Annotated in this window: 20 protein-coding genes; 19 read left to right on the top strand and 1 reads right to left on the bottom strand. The window is 45.2% G+C overall.

The features are described 5' to 3' along the window. Positions 1-11: 11 nt before the first annotated feature. The 11 genes from J4760_RS04070 to J4760_RS04020 all read left to right on the top strand — a co-directional run bounded on the left by J4760_RS04070 (position 12) and on the right by J4760_RS04020 (position 10,205). The gene (locus tag J4760_RS04070) at positions 12-1,037 is read left to right on the top strand and encodes a major capsid protein (protein WP_237604859.1); all 1,026 of its coding nucleotides are present in this window, start codon (positions 12-14) and stop codon (positions 1,035-1,037) included. 42 nt (positions 1,038-1,079) lie between these two features. Beyond that, positions 1,080-1,373 carry a hypothetical protein gene (locus tag J4760_RS04065; protein WP_237604858.1) on the top strand — a complete coding sequence of 98 codons (294 nt, stop codon included), beginning with the start codon at positions 1,080-1,082 and terminating at the stop codon, positions 1,371-1,373. A 9-nt stretch (positions 1,374-1,382) separates the two neighbouring features. Continuing rightward, the gene (locus J4760_RS04060) at positions 1,383-1,757 is read left to right on the top strand and encodes a hypothetical protein (protein WP_237604857.1); all 375 of its coding nucleotides are present in this window, start codon (positions 1,383-1,385) and stop codon (positions 1,755-1,757) included. Between the two features lie 8 nt (positions 1,758-1,765). Next, complete coding sequence (locus J4760_RS04055) at positions 1,766-2,092, top strand: hypothetical protein (RefSeq protein ID WP_237604856.1); 327 nt, start codon at positions 1,766-1,768, stop codon at positions 2,090-2,092. Next, complete coding sequence (locus tag J4760_RS04050) at positions 2,082-2,510, top strand: HK97 gp10 family phage protein (protein WP_237604855.1); 429 nt, start codon at positions 2,082-2,084, stop codon at positions 2,508-2,510. Before J4760_RS04055 ends, J4760_RS04050 begins: the two co-directional genes overlap by 11 nt. Next, complete coding sequence (locus J4760_RS04045) at positions 2,507-2,929, top strand: minor capsid protein (protein WP_237604854.1); 423 nt, start codon at positions 2,507-2,509, stop codon at positions 2,927-2,929. Before J4760_RS04050 ends, J4760_RS04045 begins: the two co-directional genes overlap by 4 nt. After that, positions 2,930-3,514: a hypothetical protein gene (locus J4760_RS04040; protein ID WP_237604853.1), complete on the top strand. Its 585-nt coding sequence runs from the start codon at positions 2,930-2,932 to the stop codon at positions 3,512-3,514. A gap of 57 nt (positions 3,515-3,571) precedes the next feature. Beyond that, on the top strand, positions 3,572-4,099 hold the full coding sequence (locus J4760_RS04035; RefSeq protein WP_237604852.1) for a hypothetical protein: 528 nt from the start codon (positions 3,572-3,574) through the stop codon (positions 4,097-4,099). Positions 4,100-4,164: 65 nt separating this feature from the next. Next, positions 4,165-4,473, top strand: coding sequence for a hypothetical protein (locus J4760_RS04030; protein WP_237604851.1), 309 nt, complete (start codon positions 4,165-4,167; stop codon positions 4,471-4,473). Between the two features lie 3 nt (positions 4,474-4,476). After that, positions 4,477-8,739, top strand: coding sequence for a phage tail tape measure protein (locus tag J4760_RS04025; protein ID WP_237604850.1), 4,263 nt, complete (start codon positions 4,477-4,479; stop codon positions 8,737-8,739). Beyond that, positions 8,736-10,205: a distal tail protein Dit gene (locus J4760_RS04020; protein WP_237604849.1), complete on the top strand. Its 1,470-nt coding sequence runs from the start codon at positions 8,736-8,738 to the stop codon at positions 10,203-10,205. Before J4760_RS04025 ends, J4760_RS04020 begins: the two co-directional genes overlap by 4 nt. A gap of 113 nt (positions 10,206-10,318) precedes the next feature. On the opposite strand, the gene J4760_RS04015 is transcribed toward J4760_RS04020, so the two are convergent. After that, positions 10,319-10,561: a hypothetical protein gene (locus J4760_RS04015; protein ID WP_237604848.1), complete on the bottom strand. Its 243-nt coding sequence runs from the start codon at positions 10,559-10,561 to the stop codon at positions 10,319-10,321. Positions 10,562-10,614: 53 nt separating this feature from the next. On the opposite strand from J4760_RS04015, the gene J4760_RS04010 reads away from it, so the two are divergent. From J4760_RS04010 to J4760_RS03975, 8 genes are all read left to right on the top strand, one after another. Beyond that, complete coding sequence (locus J4760_RS04010) at positions 10,615-15,672, top strand: phage tail spike protein (protein ID WP_237604847.1); 5,058 nt, start codon at positions 10,615-10,617, stop codon at positions 15,670-15,672. 64 nt (positions 15,673-15,736) lie between these two features. Further along, a complete protein-coding gene (locus J4760_RS04005) occupies positions 15,737-16,066 on the top strand; it encodes a hypothetical protein (protein ID WP_237604846.1) in 330 nt (109 codons plus the stop codon). A 40-nt stretch (positions 16,067-16,106) separates the two neighbouring features. Continuing rightward, on the top strand, positions 16,107-16,382 hold the full coding sequence (locus J4760_RS04000; protein WP_237604845.1) for a hypothetical protein: 276 nt from the start codon (positions 16,107-16,109) through the stop codon (positions 16,380-16,382). 2 nt (positions 16,383-16,384) lie between these two features. After that, complete coding sequence (locus J4760_RS03995; RefSeq protein ID WP_237604844.1) at positions 16,385-16,816, top strand: hypothetical protein; 432 nt, start codon at positions 16,385-16,387, stop codon at positions 16,814-16,816. Further along, the gene (locus J4760_RS03990; protein WP_237604843.1) at positions 16,817-17,068 is read left to right on the top strand and encodes a phage holin; all 252 of its coding nucleotides are present in this window, start codon (positions 16,817-16,819) and stop codon (positions 17,066-17,068) included. A 58-nt stretch (positions 17,069-17,126) separates the two neighbouring features. Further along, positions 17,127-18,182, top strand: coding sequence for an N-acetylmuramoyl-L-alanine amidase (locus tag J4760_RS03985; protein ID WP_237604842.1), 1,056 nt, complete (start codon positions 17,127-17,129; stop codon positions 18,180-18,182). A 113-nt stretch (positions 18,183-18,295) separates the two neighbouring features. Continuing rightward, on the top strand, positions 18,296-19,759 hold the full coding sequence (locus J4760_RS03980) for a ribonuclease H1 domain-containing protein (protein WP_237604841.1): 1,464 nt from the start codon (positions 18,296-18,298) through the stop codon (positions 19,757-19,759). Positions 19,760-19,776: 17 nt separating this feature from the next. After that, positions 19,777-20,094 carry a type II toxin-antitoxin system RnlB family antitoxin gene (locus tag J4760_RS03975; RefSeq protein ID WP_237604840.1) on the top strand — a complete coding sequence of 106 codons (318 nt, stop codon included), beginning with the start codon at positions 19,777-19,779 and terminating at the stop codon, positions 20,092-20,094. Positions 20,095-20,209 lie beyond the last annotated feature (115 nt).

Raw genomic sequence — 20,209 nt, 5'->3', positions numbered from 1 at the left:
GGAAATAATATATGGTACTAGAGCTAGAACAATTTCAAAGACCGAACCTACAGGCATTCATTGAAGCAGTGCCGAACAACAATCAATACCGCCTTGCTTCTGCTTTTCCGGATGAAAGAGTGTACGATGACAAGTTCATCTACGACATCATCAAGCGTACACCAGTTATTGCAGCGAAGGTGACAGGATTCGATTCCTCTGCACCAATTCGTGGTATGGCGCAAGCAGAGCAGGCGCTCGGTCGACTTACGAAGATTCAGGATGCTTACTTCATTGATGAATCTACAGACCGTGCGATTGCGATGCCGAGAAGAGGAACAGATGAAGATCGGAACGCCATCAGGAATGCATTGAAAGACGTTGGCAACCTCAAGCTAGGTGTACAAGAAACGATAGAATACCTCAGAGCCAAGCTTGTGTATGATGGTGCACTTGAGTATGTGGATCCGTTCAGTGAAACGAAGGTTTCCTTTGAGGTGGACCGTCCGGAAGGGAACAACGTTGCTGTTGCGACGAAGTGGGACGACCCAACGGCGAACCCATTTGCAGACCTCAAGGCCGCTGTTAAGCAGTATCAAACAGCGACTAACTCCAAGAAGAAGCCGGAACGTATCGACATTGCTCAGGATGTTGAGGATGCAATGCTCGAATCCCCATCAGTTAAGCTTGCGGTTTATGGTAAGCCTGATGACGCGCGTATGGTCGATTCCGAACAGCTGCAAGCGCTATTCAGACGCCATAAGTTGCCACAGTACTTCGTCAATGAAGACTCTGTTACATTCGAGGACATCGTTGATGGCGAGCGTACAACCGTGACACGTGATCTATTGGACTCCGGTAAGGTTGTGCTCTATGACAACATCATGGGTTCAACAGCGCGTGGACAAGTCAAAACGTCGGATGGTACCTACCAGTTCGGCATTGCTACTGATCCAATCGTTGTTCCGGATCCAGTACATGAGAAGATCATCGTAATGGAAGCGGCAATCCCGGCACTCAAAGCAGTGAATAACAACGTCATCATGACTGTACTGTAATCCAGTGCAGTCTATTTTTTATAAATCAAAGGAGGCATAACAATGGAAAAGTATACTGTTGAATCTGGTGTGATTGTTAAGGCAGGAAAGGGCTACAAGAAGGGCGAAACAATCGAACTGACTGACAAGCAAGCTGAAGGTCTTAAAGGACGCATTAAGAAGGCTGAAGTAAAAGAAACAGAGGCTGCTGTTGCAAACAATGAAACGTCTTACAAAGACATGACTATGGAGCAACTGAAAGCACTCACTGATGCCGATGAAACAATCGAAGTGGTTGCTACTGGCAAGAATGGTGCGTTCAAGAAAGAGGACTACATCACAGCTCTAGAAAAGTAGGTGAATGCTATGCCGAATACAGATGCAGTCAAAGCATATATTGTGCAACTGCCGAATAGTGAAGGTTTCGAGGGGATGGCCCCTAGCATTCAAGACAAGCAGGTATTCAAGGCGCGCGAGTTGTTGAAGGGGCATTTCCTCCCGGCAGTCAATCCGAACCTCTCAGAGCGTGCCGTTGCGCTCCAGGTGCTTCATCAAATCGATGGCGATGCGGAAGAGTACTCCAAGCTCAAAGAGCACGGCGTGCAGTCGTACTCAGTCAAAGATGTATCTGTCAGCTTCCAGGAAGGCGCACAAGCGTCGTTATCCATTGAAGCGGTGCAGATTATCGAAAGACTGAATCCATCGCTTGTACGGCGTGGAAGGGTGGGGAGGCTGGTATGAGACCTCCAATGCATCAGAAAATCTGGTACGAGACTGAAGCGGATAACGGCGAAACGGATCGCTATGGCAACCCAATAATGACTGAAAAGACATTAGGTTATGACGCGCGTGTCAGACGAGAATCCAATGTGATTCAGAAACCGGATGGCACAACGATTGATACGAACCTAGAGATTGATGTTCCCGCTGAGGCAAATGTCAAAGCCGGACAGGATATCGAGTATGTGGATGTCGAAGGCAATGAGGGTGCGGGCCAGATTGAAGATATAAAAGAGTCGACCAATCTCTCAGCCACAAAAATCTACTTTAAGGTGTTGATGGTCGATGGCACGTGATGAATTTGATATCTCCTGGCAAGGCCTCGATCAGATGATTGCGCTGCTTGGAGAAATGGATTTGGCAGTGGAACGGGAGATCATCAATGAAATGAATCGGTTCAGTAAGGTGCCGGAGCGCGGCGCAAAGCAACTGGCGCCCCAGGATACTGGAGACCTTCGGGACAGCATCACTGCCTCCGAAGTCCGCAAGGTTGGCCGGGACTACGAGTTCTCATTGGGGACCAATCTGACCTATGCCTTGAAGGTGCATGAAAATCCACTAAATTGGGGCGAGAAGACGCGAAACAAGGGCCCGTGGCGCGGATACCAACCTGGAGAAAAATACCTCGATAATGCGGTCCTCGGTTCCGAGAAGGAATGGAACCAGGCGATGGACAATGTACTGAATAAAGTGTTGGGGGGTGGACGCATATGATTCATGAACCACTGATGAACCTGTTGAAGGCGGAAATGCCGGACCTCTCCTGGTCCATCAACAATTTCCGGGCGGTAGATAATATCGGAGCGGTATACAACCGTGCGGGCAGGGGGCCGTCCAACGGGGAAGGTGAGATCCACCGCCCGCTTTACCAGGTGTTGATCCGATCGAGTGATTGGGACAAGGCTGAGCTATACGCCTACAAAGTCCAGAAGCTACTGCATAAGCGACAAAACGAGATTATGGATGCCTATTTTTATAAGAATGCTGCTCCGTTCAAGCGGGTGACTGTTGAAGTCATGCTCCTAGAAAGCGTGGGTGGCATTAATTTTTTGGGCGTCTCGGAAGACAAAACGCATGAATACAGCATCAATTTCGATGCGACACTACACATTTTGAAAGAGGAGGAATTATAGATGACTGAAAAGATTCCATTTGGTCCGGCCGATATCATGGTCGGCGAAGGTGCAGACGCCATCAATTTCGATGGTAAAGCGACAAGCGGTGAACAGGGCACTTCTCAGCTTCAGGCAGAAGGGGGTTCCATCAATATCGAACCGACTTTCGCATCCATCACATCCATCGACTATGGCGAAGGTGACTACGACCAATACACGACTGGCGTCAATGTGACGGTGAATATCGTTGCGCTTAAAGAAAGCGTTAAGACCTTGAAGCTTGCAATCGCAAGCACGCAGGAAGTGACCGATGCCACGACAAGCGAGGTGACAGGCTTGACGGATGCCCCAGTGGGTCAATCCAACCGTGAGAAGGGTGTACCGGTACGCATCCACCCACGCAATATGGGTGACGACAAGTCTCTCGACTATGTCGTGTACAAGATGTCTCCGGTCGAGAACTATGAGCGTCCATTCTCCCTGGAGCAGGGCACAGTCAATATCCAGCTGAAGGCCTACCCGAGAGACGGAGCAGATGCATCCAAGGGCGCCAACTTCTATTACACCGGTGCTGTCGATCCAAACGCAGAAGTGACACCATAAGGGCGCTGAAACAGCGCTCTTTTTTACTTATTACACTCATGAGAGGAGATTTTTTGAATGATTAAAGAAGTACAACTGACAACCATCAACCAACGTACCGGCGAGGAGGAGGGGCAACCGTTCAACGTCATCCGCGCCCGTGTATTCCAGTACGCAATACTTTCCAAAACGATTGGCGGCATCATCACGAAAATTAAACAGGACCCGGCCATTATGGATGCAGTCCAGTACCATTTCTTCGGCAACGTCGACGAGAACTGGATGGACAAGGACAGTGGCGAGCTGCTCGAAACATTCAAAAAGAAGATTGAAGGCGACACGATGGGGGCATTCGGTTTTGCGCTGGAGCACCTGCCGGATGAGCTCATCCAACTGGTGTCTGCAGCAGCGAACATTAAAAAAAGTGAAGTCGAGATGCTGACGGACGAAAGCTTTTTCGATCTTATTGAAGCTGTCATTGAAGTGAACGATATCAACCGGCTGGCGGATCTGGTCAAAAATTTTTCTTCCAACCTCACCAAAGCGTGGGAGAAACAGAAGAAGCAAGAGGACAGCCAGGCGAATCTTCGCAGCGTGACGGAGTAGACATCCCGCTCGACTCACGAATCATATTCAAATTATCTCCTGTCATGGGCGCGAGGTCCGAAGTATTGGACATGCCAGTCATCGAAGCGTTGGAGCACCTCATCATGCTGCGCGAAAAAGAAGAAAACGATACGAATGAAAAGAAGCTCGATCAGCTCATCGCATACGAAAGCATGGTGCTGGCCGATCCATCGAACGCGGGTAGTGATGGAAACGAGTTCCAACAGCAACGAGAGAGCCACAGGAAGCGTCTGACAACCTTCGTTGGAAAGATGGCTGAATCCCTCGGCAAACAGGATGTCGAAGAACTCGCGTGGCCTGAGCACGTCCAGAAGGCGATGGAGGAGAAACAAAAACTTAAAGAAGGGAGGTAAACTATGGCAACATTACGCGAAATGCAGGCGGTCTTCAAGGCTTCCGCCAGTAACATGCGCGCAGGGGTCCAGAAGCTCAAAGACGACTTTGAAGGATTGAAGAAGAAGACCGATGAGACTTCCAAAGCTATCGGAGAAAAGATGTATGCCGGTTTCGATAAAATGCAGCGTGGCGGCGAGAAAATCAAGAGCGTCGGCGGAGGTGTGTCGAAATACCTGACAACACCAATTGTGGCTGCTGGAGCGGCCGCGATCGCTTCCGGTTCCAGTTTCGAACAATCTGCCACGCGTATTCAGAATGCTCTAGGACTCACTGAAGAAGAAGCCAAAAAATTGACTGAAACATCTCGACGCATTTATAAGGATGGCTTTGGCAACAGTGTAGAAGAAGTTGATAACGCAATCCTGCAAGTGAAGCAAAATATCAAGGACCTGAATGATCAAGAACTCGAAAAAGTCACGCGGAACGCCCTTGTATTGGCCGACGCATTTGACGCAGATGTCAACGAAGTGACGCGGGCTGGAAATCGTTTAATTAACGAGTTTGGCGTCGGAGCGGACGAAGCGTTTGACCTTATGGCCCACGGTGCACAAAACGGGTTGAACTTCTCCAACGAGATGTTTGACAATCTATCTGAATACTCGGGTTTTTTCAGTTCTATGGGATTTGACGCAGATGAATATTTTCAATTGCTTATCAATGGAGTGGAAGAAGGAGCATACAACCTCGATTTTTTAAATGATGTCATGAAGGAATTTTCAGTTTCAGTCCAGGAATCTGAGGGGCCGGCAGCTGATGCTTTCGGAAAATTGAGTAGTGAGACACAGGCGTTATGGAAAGAGTTCCAAAACGGAGAAGCAACTGCGAGCGAAGTGTTTACAGCAGTTACAAATGAACTTGCCGGCATGGACAACCAAGTCAAGGCCAATGAGATCGGTGTCGATATATTTAAAACGAAATGGGAAGACCTCGGTGCAGATGCGTTATATGCCATGGGTGATATAGAAGGCGGGTTGAAAGATGTCGACGGCTCTATGCAGAAAATGAGCGACAACTTGGAAGAATCCCCCCTTCAGCGTATGACTGCCATGTGGCGAGAATTGAAAGGTGCGTTAGCCCCAATCGGCATCACATTACTCGAAATGGCGGAAGACTGGATACCGAAAGTGACCAGTGCTATTCAAGCCGTTTCCAACTGGTTCGGTGAACTCTCGAAGCAACAACGCGAATGGCTTGTCATCCTCGGATTAATTGGTGCAGCCATTGGCCCAGTCCTCATGGTGATAGGCCAATTGGCAATATGGTTGGGTGGTCTTGGAAAAGCGGTTACGACACTCCTCCCTGATCTTGGGGAGAAAGGGTTGAAGGGTGCGTTGAAAACGCTCGCTTCCCGTTTTAGTTTCCTTATGGGACCAATCGGCATTGCAATTGGCATCATTACGACGCTCGGCATCGCCTTTGTGACGGCCTACAACAAATCGGAAAGCTTTCGCAATTTCATCGGTAGCATCGGCGGTCGTATAAAAGGCGCTATTGGATGGCTACATGATTTTAAGAATGGCATTGCAGGATTGTTTCAGGATGACGGTACCGGCGGAGTGGACATACTCACATCCATCGGCATATCAGAGGCCATGGCAACCCGTCTGAATGATATGGTCGGGAAATTCTTCGAATTTAAATGGAAAGTTGAAGGCGTCATCAATGATGTCAAAACTGCTGCCAAGGGCATTTTCGCCATATTTCAGCGTGATCATACAACGGCGAATGAGTTGCTTCGATCCATAGGATTGAGCGAGGAAACTATCAATTCGATATTCCTTGCGGTAGCGCGCATCAAGTCAGCATTCCGCACCACGAAAGAATACGTGACAAATGCACTCTCGGCGGTCGGCATATTCCTACGTGCCAAAATAGCGGAGATCATCGCATTCTGGCAGTCTGACGGTCAGCAGATCTTACAGGCGACGAAGAATATTTTCTCGGGTATTTCCAGCGCAATAAGCGGAGCCATCAGTTTCATCGTCCCAATCATACGCACGGGGCTAAATGCGGCATGGTCCATCTTTAAATTCGTGTGGCCGGCCATCCTCAGACTGATAAAAATGGTCTGGGGTAACATCAAAGGAGTCATAAATGGCGGTCTAAAATTCATCCAAGGCCTCATACAAGTTTTCTCTGGAATTTTCACCGGTGATTTTTCCAAAATGTGGCAGGGCGTGAAAAATATTTTCACCGGCGCCATCCAATTTGTGTGGAATCTCTTCCAGCTGATGTTTTATGGCCGGATCATTAAAGGTGTCGCATCCTTGGTAAAGCTCTTCGCTGGCTCAATCAGGAGTCTCTGGACCAGAGTAGTCAACTTCTTCAAAGGTATGGGAGAAGATGCCGCACTTCGAGTGATGTATATGCGAGATGCAGTGGTCAAATTCATCGTTAACCTAGCCAGTCGTGCTGGCAGTGCAGTGTCAGGCATGGTTCAATCTATCGGTCGTTTCTTCAAAAATCTCTACACAGGCGTAACCAATCGCGTTATTAGTATGAAGGATGCAGTGGTCAATCGTTTTGTGCAACTGAAAGACGGTTCAATCAATAGTATCAAGGCTCTATATAACTCCGTGAAGTCATGGTTCCAGAGCATCTATAATAACGTGACAACTAGAATGCGCAACGCTAAGGACAAAGCAGTGAATTTCGCAAAAGGCATGAAAGATGGGGCCGTTGATCAGTTCAAAGCACTATCAAATGGTGCGCGCGACATGATGACAAAAATCGGCGACTGGATAGACACCAAGAAACAGGCGGTCATTAAAAAGGCAACCTCTCTCGGCACTGGCATTGCTAACGCGGCCATTGGCGGCTTTAACAAACTAATCGGTGGCATTAATAAAGTCGGCGCGATGATCGGCATCGACGAACTGCTGAGTAAGATTCCGCTAGTCGGCTCCGGTGGTAGCGGTAGTCGCAGGGGCAGCAGTGGATACTCTCCAGCTCGATACTCCACAGGTACTGGCTATCACAGCGGTGGCGCGGCCATCGTTGGAGATAAAGGGCCAGGTAACGGTGACGGCACCAGAGAGATTGTCTCATTACCAAATGGTCGCAACTGGCTATTCAATAAAGAAACTTTGATCGATGATCTACCAACCGGCGCTAAAGTCCTGAACAACAAGCTAACTGAAAAGAAATTCGGTGCAGGTTCAGGTACCGATAAGGACAACCAGAGTAGCTGGGCGTCCAGCGTAGTCGATTGGGGTAAGAATGCAGCTTCTAGCCTCATTGGAGGCGTATCTGGCACTTTCAGTAAGGTATCTGATTTCGTATCTGATATATGGGACTACATGAGTAATCCAGGGGAGCTGGCAAGCAAACTGGTTAGTAATCTTGACCTTGGTTTTGATCTGCCTCAGGTGCCCCTGGACTTGGCGAAGGGTGGCGTTAAGAAACTGACGTCTGGTATCGGAGACTTCTTCGGCAAGTGGTTCGAGAGTTCAGGCGGCGATGTCGATGGCGGCAGCATCCTTAACAGAAGGATCACAGCTAAGTTTGGTAGCTATCCGGCGAATATTGCAAGACAGCTTGGTGTCACTAGGCACTACGGTCTGGATACAGCGCATAAGTATGAAAGATTGACATCTCCTGTATCCGGTAAGGTCAGCAGGGTTTGGCATGATAAGTTCGGCGGGAATGCGATTCAGATTTCTGCAGGCGATCTGACCTGGTGGTTCATGCACATGCAGTCCATTGCTCGAAAAGTGGGTGACATGGTCAAGGCGGGTGCAACCAATTTAGGTGTGACAGGTAATACAGGATTACGCACGACCGGCTATCACCTACACACGCAAGCTATGAAAGGCGGTATTGGCAATCGATTCGCTATCAATCCACTACCATTGCTGCAGAAGATTGGTGGCTACTTCAAAGGTGGCATCACAGATGGTATTCCTGAGCTTGCATGGCTTAACGAGGAAGGGTTCAAGGAAAGTGTCATCTCTTGGAATCCGGCGCGTAAGGAACGTTCTGAGGACATCTGGAGAACGACTGGACAGCAACTTGGGTTTGATAACAGTACAGAAACGATTAAACGTATTGATCGCACTAACCAATTACTCGAAGGTGTGATCGATGCCATTTATGAAACTGAAGCGGGCGACACTTACCTGGATCTTGAAAAGGTAAGTAAGAAGGTTGCACCTGTAGTTAAAAAGCATAATGATTACGCCGAAAGAAGGAATAGCAGATTTAAAGGAGGGGGTCAGAAATGACTTTGAAGTTTGACGGTATAACAAAAGAGTATATAGCATCTGTTGAAGCGATTGAACGTCACTATGGCCCCAACCGTAGTATAGACCGCACGAATATACCTGGTCGTCAAGGCGCTGTAAAACGATCAGTGACGGATGGAGAAAAGGTTTGGGATGTCACGATAGTTGTTCGAGCGATAGGTAACCTGACTATCCAAGACGTTGCTGACGATATGGTCGAATGGCTATACCATGGTGAACCTAAAAGAGTAGTGTTTCCAGACGAACCTGGTAGGTACTACGAGGTTATGGTTGATGGTGGTATATCAAAAGACGAGATTATTTCCTTTGCACGATGCACGATAAAGTTTGTGTCCTTAGATGGTAAGGGTCACTCGACGACACGATACACCAACACTGCTATCTCAGACGTCGTCGATGTCGTTAATGAAGGCACAGCTGATACAGATATGATTGTCGAAGCCACCGCGCTGGAAGACTCGACGATGTTCATGATCACAAAAGGTGATAGTGACTACTTTATGCTGGGCAAGCCGACGGATGCATTTAAAGGTGAGGCGGATACGACCCCAACGGTATGGGCCGCGAAAAATAACACATTTCAGACATTTACTAAGAGACCGGATAATACACTCGTTGGAGATAGAAACTTAACTGGTCAATTTGCAACAGGCAGCATCTCATTGTCTGGTAACGTACTGAGAGCAAATTATGGCACCACTTCAATGAGTGGTATCTGGCATGGTCCTGTGTATCGGAAGTCACTGAGTAGCCTGGTCGATGACTTCCACTCACGAAGTAGTTTCAGGATTAACCAGGTCAACGGTCATGGTGTCGGTAAATCTTTTATCCATCTCTATGATGATGCTGGTAATCGGGTGCTGTCCTACGGCTTGATTGACCCGACCAACCGGGGCAGGAATGTCAAAGTGGTCGTCCGGCTCTATACAACCGATGGGGGTTATGAGGAGATCTATTCAAGTCAAGGCTACAGATATGACAATGTATATGCCGATCGTAGCATATGGATATCCGTCGACCGTATTGGTAGGCGTTATGTCGTAAAGACCTGGCACAACTACACGGAGAATGGCATCAAGAAGGTCACGGCAAGAGCGCAGGTGTCCTACAACGACGGAGAAGGGTTGTTTGCACGACCGATTGCGATTGGTGAAATTGCGATGGCCCGACACTCCAAGTACCCAGCTGCAGACCAGGCGATGTCCTGGTGTCGAATTGAGGATGACCTGGACATAGAGGATGTCGTGCCTTATCTAATCAAGACAGGCGACGAGATAGTCATTGATACAAAGCAGTCACTGGTGCTACTGAATGATGAACCGATGACGAGCAAGAAGGATTTCGGGAGTAACTATTTCAAAATAGATAAAGGACTCAATCGGTTATTGATTGAGCCCCAAGGAAAATTCGATACCACGGTTAAATGGTATGACAGGTATTTATAAAATATGAGGAGATGATTGATGTGTTTCGTAAATTTAGGAAGATATTTAAAAAGAGAAAAGAAGAACTCAGGTTCGAAAAAATGCACGGAGGGCGAACCGCCCTCCGTTAATTGTTAATTAAATACTCCAAGTTTTTCTAGAGAGTAAAAATCGGAATGACCACAATTGTTGCAAGCAAGAGCTACAAAAGGATTTTGCTCATTTAACGGTTTAGAAATTAATTCTTCGCCATCATCGAAGAGTATTCGATAAGTCTGGGCGATAAATGATTTTTCACCGCTACATTTAGGGCATTGAGTATCTATCCCTTTTGTTTGCAGTTCATTTCCTATACGCCTATAGAATTCATCAGACATTATTCTTCACCTCCCATCTAAACCAAATTATACCAGAAAGGATGTGATAATCATTGATTCATTTGATAGATAATCGTACCGATGAAGTCCTCGGATACATTGCTGAAGACAGGCTTCTTAGAGGGACCCATGTATATGATGCGGATGCCAAGAGTGAGACACTGGATTTTCTAACCCTCATCGAAGGTGAAAAAATCAAAGGGCTGTCTGAACGTAATCGAGCCATCTTCAAGGATGATGACGACAACTTCCGAGAAGTCATCATCGAGAACATCGAAGATTCCAATGCCGAGCGTATGGTCTATGCCAACGGTTCCTATTTGGAAGACCTGGGTAACGCCAAGCCAATTGCGCCTGGTGGCAAAGAGCAATACACTACGAAGCAATGGCTCGGTTTTGCTCTAGAGGACACTGGATGGCAACCAGGCATCGTCGAGTATGAGGGCTTCCGCAGCATCTCATGGACCGGATACAATACACCTTATGAACTGCTCAACATCATTGCGAATCGCTTTGACATGTCTTTACGGTTTAGAGTGGAGGTGGAATACAACCGGGTTGTCGGCCGTTATGTGGACCTGGTCAAGATCAATCATCTATTCAACGGCAAGGAGATTGTCAGGGGGAAAGACCTGGACGTTTTCAAACGCACAGTAAACACGGAAGACATGGCCACTGCGCTGATCTGTCTCGGTCCTGAACCACAGGAAGAGGATGAGGAACGTCTGATTGAGCTGGTCTACGATGACGAAGCCAACGAGAAATACAACAAGCCCGGACAGTATATCTGGAAGGTATATGAGCCGCAGACGGACAACCAGGATATGACACGGGATAGGCTCCGGTCACTTGGTCGCACTGAACTGGATAAGCGGAAAGAACCAAGTGTTGATTACGAGATCACTGCCATCAACTTCGGTCATCTCTATGGTCATGAGAAAGTCCGGCAGTACGACAGGGTCAGGGTTAAAGATGAAGAAATGAATAGATATGCCGAAGCGAACACGAAACGGATCACCCGGAATCTTCTGGATGAAACGGATCGTGTTTTTGTGTTTGGAGATATTGTCGAATTCAGTCGAGAAGATCTACGCGCCGAGTTTAATAACATCGTCGGTTCGCTCAGACAGCGCTTGGATGAGGCAGTTGCCAATGCAGACAATATTCGTAAGGAAATCACCGATAAAGTATTGAAAGAGTACGAGCGTAAAATTGAGAAAGGTGATACTCCACCATCTGAACCGAAAGAGGGTGACTTATGGCTCGACACTTCCGGTAATGCGGGTGTCCTTTATCGCTATGAAAATGGTATATGGGTGAAGTCCTCGGTCTCTGAAGCCTCAGAGATTGGAGCGATCACTCGGGAACAGGCGCTGTATGAAACACTCACCATGACCTATAAAACATTAGCAGTCCGCCATACAGAACTGCAGAACGAAGTGGGGCAAGTTTTAAGCAGTGAGTACCTGGTAGATAACAGCATCAAGTCTGACCTCAGTAACAGACTGGACATAGTCAATAACATATTCCTAAATATCCAAAATGAGTTGGAAGCCATGTCCATCGATACTGCGACGATCGGACGGTTGATTGGCGTACAGACTTTGATTGTCGATTACCGGGATTCTGTACATTATTTGAGTGTGGCCGTAAGAGAAGCGAATCAGAGCATTGATGCCAGGTTCAAGCTACTGCAATCTCAATATACCGATGAGAAATTCAATGATGTCATGAACAAAATTGCCGAAAAAATCGAAGGTGTCGAATATGTTGATGGTCAATTGATCGGCAATATGGCACTCATTCAGCAGCTTGCAGATACCAAGAAAGATCTTCAGGATCAGTTGGAACAGGCAAAAGTTAATTTTGCAAACCAAACGGCTGGAGTAGAAGGTCGGAATTTCCTGTTGGACAGTGAAGAAATATATAAAGAAGCAAGAGATTCAGGAGAACCTGGTGATAATTATAACTATGCAACCATTCATCTATCAGAATCTTTAGACGAACAAGTAGCTGTCAGTGGATATTTAGATTTAGAAGAGGGTAGCGCTGACGTAGTTTCAGTTTTGTTCAGGAGAACTGATAACGCTACTTTGTCGCACCGATATCCTGGATTAGATGAAAATGGATATTTCAATGTAACCGAAACTATTACGCCATCGGTAGACCGACTTTTTGTATACATCGGCGCAAGCGGATCAACTAGGGGGAATGGTGGGTATCTACGTAAAGTTATGCTTAATCGTGGTACAAAGGCACTGCCATACTCACGACCGCCTGAAGAAACCGAGCAGAAAATCACCACAATTAATCAGGAATTAACCAACATCGATGGTCAACTTAAAGCCAAACTCGAGCAGACTGACATCCAGCCAATGAAAGACATGATTACAACTCATGACACTGCTATCAAGGCACAAGCCGATAGTATATCTCTACTGCAAGACAAGACTGAAGTTCATGGTGAAGATATCACTAAATGGAGTAGCGAAGTAGCAAGTACTGCTGAAGAGTTAGAACGTACTAAAACTCGTGTGACTGATACCGAGAGTGGGCTGGCACGTGCTGAATCCGGCGTAATAGAAAATGCTACGGAGATATCGAACAAAGTTGGTATCGCAGATTATGAAATAGATCAAGCGGGCGTGGTTCAAAGGTTTACTGGCGTTGAAGGAAGCGTAAAAAATCTTGGAGACGAACTTGATTTACGAGTGCTAAAAACGGAATACGAGAATGGAACAGCAGGATTAGTCGGGAAAAATTTTATTTTAGATAGTGAGGAGCACTATAGAAAGGCTAGAGACACTGGGAATGCAAGTGATAACTTCAACTTCCAAACATATTACACATCAGAAGGTGTAAATGGTCTATTGACTATAAGTGGTTATTTAGTGTTAGAAGAAGGTAACTCTGATAGCATAACAGCACTGGCTTACAGACAAAGAGATGATGGTACATGGCATAATACACATCGTTTTGATTTACCTATTGACGAAAATGGATACTTTGAGCATCAATATAATACTGATTACAAAATGGCGAGATTCTATATTTATATGGGCAGTTCAGGAACAACTAGAGGTAATGGTGGATATCTAAAAAGAGTGAAACTTGAATGTGGCACACGCGCTACTCCCCACTCCAAAGCACCCGAAGACATCGATGCCAAGCTCACGCAACATGACAATGCCATTAATGTAAATAAAGATGATATTTCCCTCCGTGCCAAGACAACTGAGATGAACCAGTCGCAGAAGACACTGGCCGAGGTCATCAGTGAACTGACAGTGGATACCGAAAATGGGCTTACTTACCTCTTCAATGAGAACGGGACAATGACGGGGTACAATATCGGCCCGGACGGTTTCAAGCTGGATGCGAGCCATATTCTTCTTACTGCGAATTCAAGCCTCAAGTTGTCAGTCGATGCAGCAAAGAAAGCAGGGACTGATGCACAGGGCACAGCAAACACTGCTTTAAGTAATGCGGGTTCTGCACAAGGCACAGCAAATACGGCACTATCCAATGCCAATTCCGCCAATAGCAAAGCAGAAACCGCGCAGAGTATTGCTAACTCGAAAGTGTCTCCAGACAAGATCATCATTGAAATCAATCTTACCGAAGAACAGGCCAAGATAGTCGCCGAAAGAATCGAACTGGGGAATGGCGACCTTGTAGTCAGGGACAATAAAGTCTACATCAAAGATGCGACAATCACGAATGGTCACCTGGTCAGCGTATCTTTCGAGAAGCTTATGGGTGGTGAGGCAATCCTCGGTGGCAGTGGGCAGAATGGTTCACTTAGATTACTGGATGGGAATGATAACCCCCTTTTCCTTTTGGACGGGAACCAAGCCGCATCATCCGAGTTATCCATCGCAGACCTCTATGTGGAGAATATCCATAATGAGGATGTGGTGAAAACACTAAACGAAGATATTACTTTCTATGTACGGGGGTCTTCATATGGATCTGATGACAATGATGGATTGGGCTTATACAGTGCCAGCGCGTCGATTCAGCGCCTAGTGGACCAGTTACCCAAGTTCATCAATGGCAATGTTAAGTTCAATATGTATGGCACTTACGACATGAAAGAGACGGTGGATATATCCGGTTTCACTGGTGCAGGATCGATCACTTTCGACTTTTCCAGCTCGAGTGGCACGCTACCAATCAGTTTCAATCTTAACAGTAATTCGGTCGTTATAAAGTTTGATGATCCGAACAATCAGGTCACACTCGAAAGTGTTGCAGCGTCTGTCTTTTTCATTTCGGCATGTACCTATGTCAATGGTACTCGGATGCGTATGAACGGCGACGGTACTACACGTCAGGCAGTCAATGCAATAAATGGCAGTACAATCGACTTCAAGGACTGTAAAACGGACAATGTGGACTTTGGTTTCATCGTCTGGCAGTCCTCACGGGCAAGTATTGTTGACTGTACGGGTAATGCTAGCGTCTATGGCATGTGGGCTGCACGTGGTGGAATAATCCAGGGCGCAGGTAAAGCGCCGTTGGGCAACACGCGGAATCAGCATACTACCGAAGGCGGTCAATTCTTTGGGGAATGGACGTATCCAAGTGTCAGCAAGCCAGCGCCGGCACCTGTCGTCACACGGAAAACGCGAACATTTACCTCTTCCACTGCCGGTCATTATTACAATTCCTCCATTGGATGGAATACCAACTATATGGCCAGTTTCGCGATGCAGGGCAAGTGGGGCAGTGTTTCGATGAAAGATGGTTTATGGTTCTTCGGCAGCGCGATGCGGACCGCGCTTCAAGCTAAGAAAATCATAAAGGTTCGTGTTTCACTTGGGCGCTCTTCTTACAATGCTCAAGGCTATACAGGCAGGCGCAAGTTTACTCTGCGGATGCATCAGCATGCATCAAAACCTTCAGGTGCACCGACCTTTACTGCCGGCACTTATACCGGGAATCTGTCTATGGGTGAACGCAGGTGGTTCGATGTGACCAGTGCATTTAAAGATTATATCAACACGGGTGGCTGGTACGGCTTCGGCGTAAAAACCAGTAGCACATCGAACTATGAGTACATGGCCATGATGAAAGAAATTAAAGTGGAAGTAACTTATGAAGACTAGCAATCCAAGGACATCCAACGGGTGTCCTTTTTGCATACAAAATTTTATCAAGGAGAGGATTTGAATGTTGGGAACACACACAGATTATTTCATTGCACAACGGAACAAGACAGCTGGAGATATGCGCGCCGTTACGGTATACGACAACCTGAACGTAAACTTTTCAGATGAGGATCGCGTAAAGGTATATGAGGCCGCTGAACTGAGCACTGCACAACAGCTGATCGAGCCACTGAATATGATTGCAAGAATCACAGGTTCTAATTACGAGTTTGTTGTGGTGAAACGGACGCTAGATAAGACTGAGTTGCTGGAAGATGAATTGGGCGATGAGATCGAGTCGGAAGTGCCGACGGATGAGACGCAGGATGATACGACAGGGCCGACCGAATAATGTCTGGCTTTTTTATATATTGAAATGGGGTGGTGCTGATGTGATTAAGCAATTTATCGATACGGTCCAGGATGCAGCTATGAAAGCCATGTTGAAGTACATCGATGGCAAACTGGACAGTCATAAAGAGAAACTGCAGGAACATGACGAGGATATCCAGGAGCTAAAAGATAAATATGCCGACTTCAAGGATGTCAAAAAGATTGTGGAAAGTGATACAGAGACGCGAAAACTAATAAAAAAGACGGCAGTCGGCGCTATTGTCACAGGTATTGTCGGCTATATTCTATTCCAAATCGGAATCGTAGGGGGGTGAAGATGATGAGAAAACCAAAGTGGAACGAACTGGGTTTGATGCTGTTCAGCCTGTATATGTGGTTCACATTGACGGTTGAACCCGCGCTCTTTTTTGATGGAGGCACTGCCAAAGCCGACAGTGTATATGCCACCTATATCGCGATGGTCGGCAGCCAGAGGAACCTGGCATGGATCAGCATCACGGTTGCCACACTCTTTTTCCTGATTCTATTCACCAGACGATTCGCAGTACTGATTACGATTCACATCATGGGATTGGCATACTACTTTTTTATCACAGCATCTTTCCTGTTGAACTATCCGAACATTGCATTCGGAATCATGTCATTGGTCTCAGTCGCTCTATTCAAAGAGATACTGGATCTGATAGATGTTTCCGAGGATTTGAAGAAAGATAAGATACTAAACGAACCAACGAAGGGAGGTGAGTAGATGACCCAAGATAAAGCAAAGCAGCTCGTCGCAATGATTGGCGGTTTCCTCGGTACGCTGTTCCTGGCACTTAAAGGCAGTGGTATCGAGTTCGCTTGGTTCAACCAGGAGACAATCGAATTGTGGCAACAAGTGCTTTTAACAGGTATTCCATTAGTGTTCGTATTTTACGGCGTGTGGAAGAATCAATACATTGTGACTAAAAAAGCAAAGGCGCAAGAAGAAGAACTGAAGAAGCAAGGATTGAAGTAAGACATCCAGTAGACTGGGTGTCTTTTTTAGTACAAAAATTTAAGGAGATGTTTGAATAATGACATTAAAAATTGGTGTTTCAAGAGGACATGGTAAGTACACAGCAGGAAAGCGTTCACCAGCTGGCGAAAGAGAATGGTATTTTAATGATGCAGTAGCGGAAGCATTCATCAGACTGATGAAGCAGTACGATGATATTGAAATTATAGAAGTATCAGACCCAACTGGAGAAGAGGATACCCCCCTGGTTACTCGTACAGACCTCGCAGATTATCATGGCGTTGATGTATATATCGCATTCCACCATAATGCCTACCAAGGTGTATGGTTCAACGGAGGCGGCTCAGAAGTCCATGTAAGACCGTATGCTTCTCAATCTCATGCACTGGCATCCATCATTGCGCCGTTGATTTCTAAAGCAATGGGGATTACTAATCGTGGAGTTAAAGTAACAAACCTTCATGAAACCAGAGAGCCGAATCAACTCGCTATTCTAATTGAAGGCGGATTTATGGATTCCAAGCAAGATATCGTAGCAATGAGGGATTCTAATAAACTTAAAGCGCAAGGTGAAGCCGTCGCTCTGGGTGTAGCTGAATACTTCTCTCTTGAAAAGAGTGCAGCACCAGCACCGGTGGAAGATGTGACAGGCGCAATTCCGTCTCCATTCAATCGCTATGATCACACAAAAGTGCCAAATAGTATCCGTGTGCCCGCAGGCGAAACACTGTGGAGTCTTGCAGATAAATATGGGCTGACAGTGGAATATCTCAAGCAGCGCAATGGAATGGATTCAAATCACCTGGATGCCAACCAGTTCCTCTATGTTGATTATGACCGTAATGACTACAGAAGCCGTTCTGAAGAAGGTGCCTATGTAGAGGGTATTGTAGATGGTCTGGGAGCGACAGTAATGAAACGCCGTGGCAGTCAAGCGGCTGGTTTTCGTTTCGAGGAAGAAGCCGGGTACGATCTTAAGCCTGGCGCTGTAGTGTTCATCTTTGAAACGCACCTTGGATGGGGACGAATTTTCACTGGAGCTTCAACAGGTGCCGGCTCTAATGAGTGGATTCATCTCAATCGCATGATTCCGGTACGTATATTTAAAGATTAAGAATTAAAAATGCCTCCCTCGATTGAGGGAGGATACATAAAATCAAAATTGCCTATTAACTTAATAAGACCTCTGATATTATTAAATTATATTAATAATTAGGAGGGAAGATCGTGGCAAAAAATTTTTATGCTGTTAAAAAAGGTCATAAAACAGGGATTTTCGACAACTGGTCTGAAGCTCAAGAAGCCACTAAGGGATATCCTAAGGCAAAGTATAAAGGTTTTGATACATTAGAGGAAGCAGATACATATATGTCGAGTGAAGAAGAGCCTACCCAAGTAGGACTAAAAACAAGTGCTGCAGAAATTAATGACTCGGTTGAAGATAAGATTAAAGCTTTGAGCGGTGGTGAAGCGGTTATCTTTGTAGATGGGTCTTTTTCTTCTAATGAAAAAAGATATGGCTATGGTTCTATCATTATCATTAAAGACCATGAAGAGAGTCTTTATAAAAGCGGAGCGGAAGAAGATTTATTACCTAGTCAAAACGTTGCGGGAGAAATATTGGGCGTTATTGACAGTATTGAGTATTGTATTGACAACAACATAACTAATGTGTCATTATATTACGATTATGAGGGTATTGAAAAATGGGCTACTGAAAAATGGCGAGCTAAGTCTGATATTGCAAAAAGATACACCACATTTATAAAAGCCAATAAATCTAAAATTGCTATCAACTTTTTCAAGGTGCCGGCTCATCAAGGGGTTGAATATAATGAAAAAGCGGACAAGCTAGCTAAATATTCTCTACTGAAAGAAGGCTACAGAACCCATAAAGATGGTTCAGTACGTATTAATAAAAAAACGGAAGACGAATTTAATAAGATAGTAAATGATTTGAACTTAGAGTACGAAGGCAACATAAATATCAGAGTAGCTGAGGATGATAAAAGTTATAGAAAAATAATTAAATTATCTTACGATGGTCAAAAAGTTACCGTTACTCTTTATAACAAAAACAACACGCTTTATATTCAAGGAAATGATAGTGAGTTGTTCAATAAATTGCTTACTCTAATTCTTGAAAGAACTGAGAAAGAAGAGACACGCGAAGTTTTAAATAGATATTACGGGGCAGAAATGAGCGAGGAAGCAGTCCTTTTAGAGTTTAATAGACGTTTGCCAGATTACGATTACGAAGAAAATGATTTACCCCATTATAATAATTTGCAGTCTGCTATTTATAATTTAATGCTTACAGGCTACCGACCAGACTATTCATTCTTAGTCTACCCAGTGTTCCGATCTTTTGAATTTATTTTCCATAGAGTTTTGAACGAGAGTATGGAGGTGGAAACTGAGGATGAAAAGGGGAGAAATACATTCTCAAAAAATTTCCAGGAAGATGAGAATGGATATTTCCGATGCATGAATAAGAAGAGGAAAAAATTAAGTCAAGTGCAATTGGTTTACTTAGAAGATCTTTTTAATTACTATAGCAATAATCGTCACTCGTATAGCCATTGGTCAAAAGATTCATTGGATACTCAAATGATATCTGATATTAACAATGCAAAAAGTATAATCAAAGTTGGACTTTCAAAAATAAATGGGTACTATAAAAACTTTTAAATAAAAGGAGGGGCACAATGAAAAACTTGAAGATAAAGAATCAATTATTTGTTATTATTGAAAGCAACGAAAAAGTTTCTTCTGCTATAAAGTTGTACGCCCCTCCTCAAGGTGTTGACTCAGTAATATTTGATACAATGTTAGTTAAAGGTATCGGAACCTATAGATTTATTGAAATTCCAATCAGAAATGGGAAGTTAGCACTTAAAGAGAAAAAATATATCGCAATAGAAAAAAATATTGAGAGGACGATTAATAAGTCCATTTTTAAGGATAGTACTCTTAAAAAATATAGCTTGACTTCTTACGAGAAAGATTTGTTGAAATCCTCTTAGTATAAATATTAACCACCTCACAGTAGGTGGTCTTTTTTATGTTTAAAACTAGAGAAACGCACTGGATTTTGAGTCCAGTGCGTCTAAGAAGATATAAAGAAGTTGAGTAACGTTT

It is taken from the genome of Salinicoccus sp. ID82-1, assembly GCF_021991715.1.
Lineage (GTDB): Bacteria > Bacillota > Bacilli > Staphylococcales > Salinicoccaceae > Salinicoccus > Salinicoccus cyprini.
Note: the sequence above shows the minus strand (reverse complement) of the source record. Positions and strands in the feature narration are given on the sequence as shown.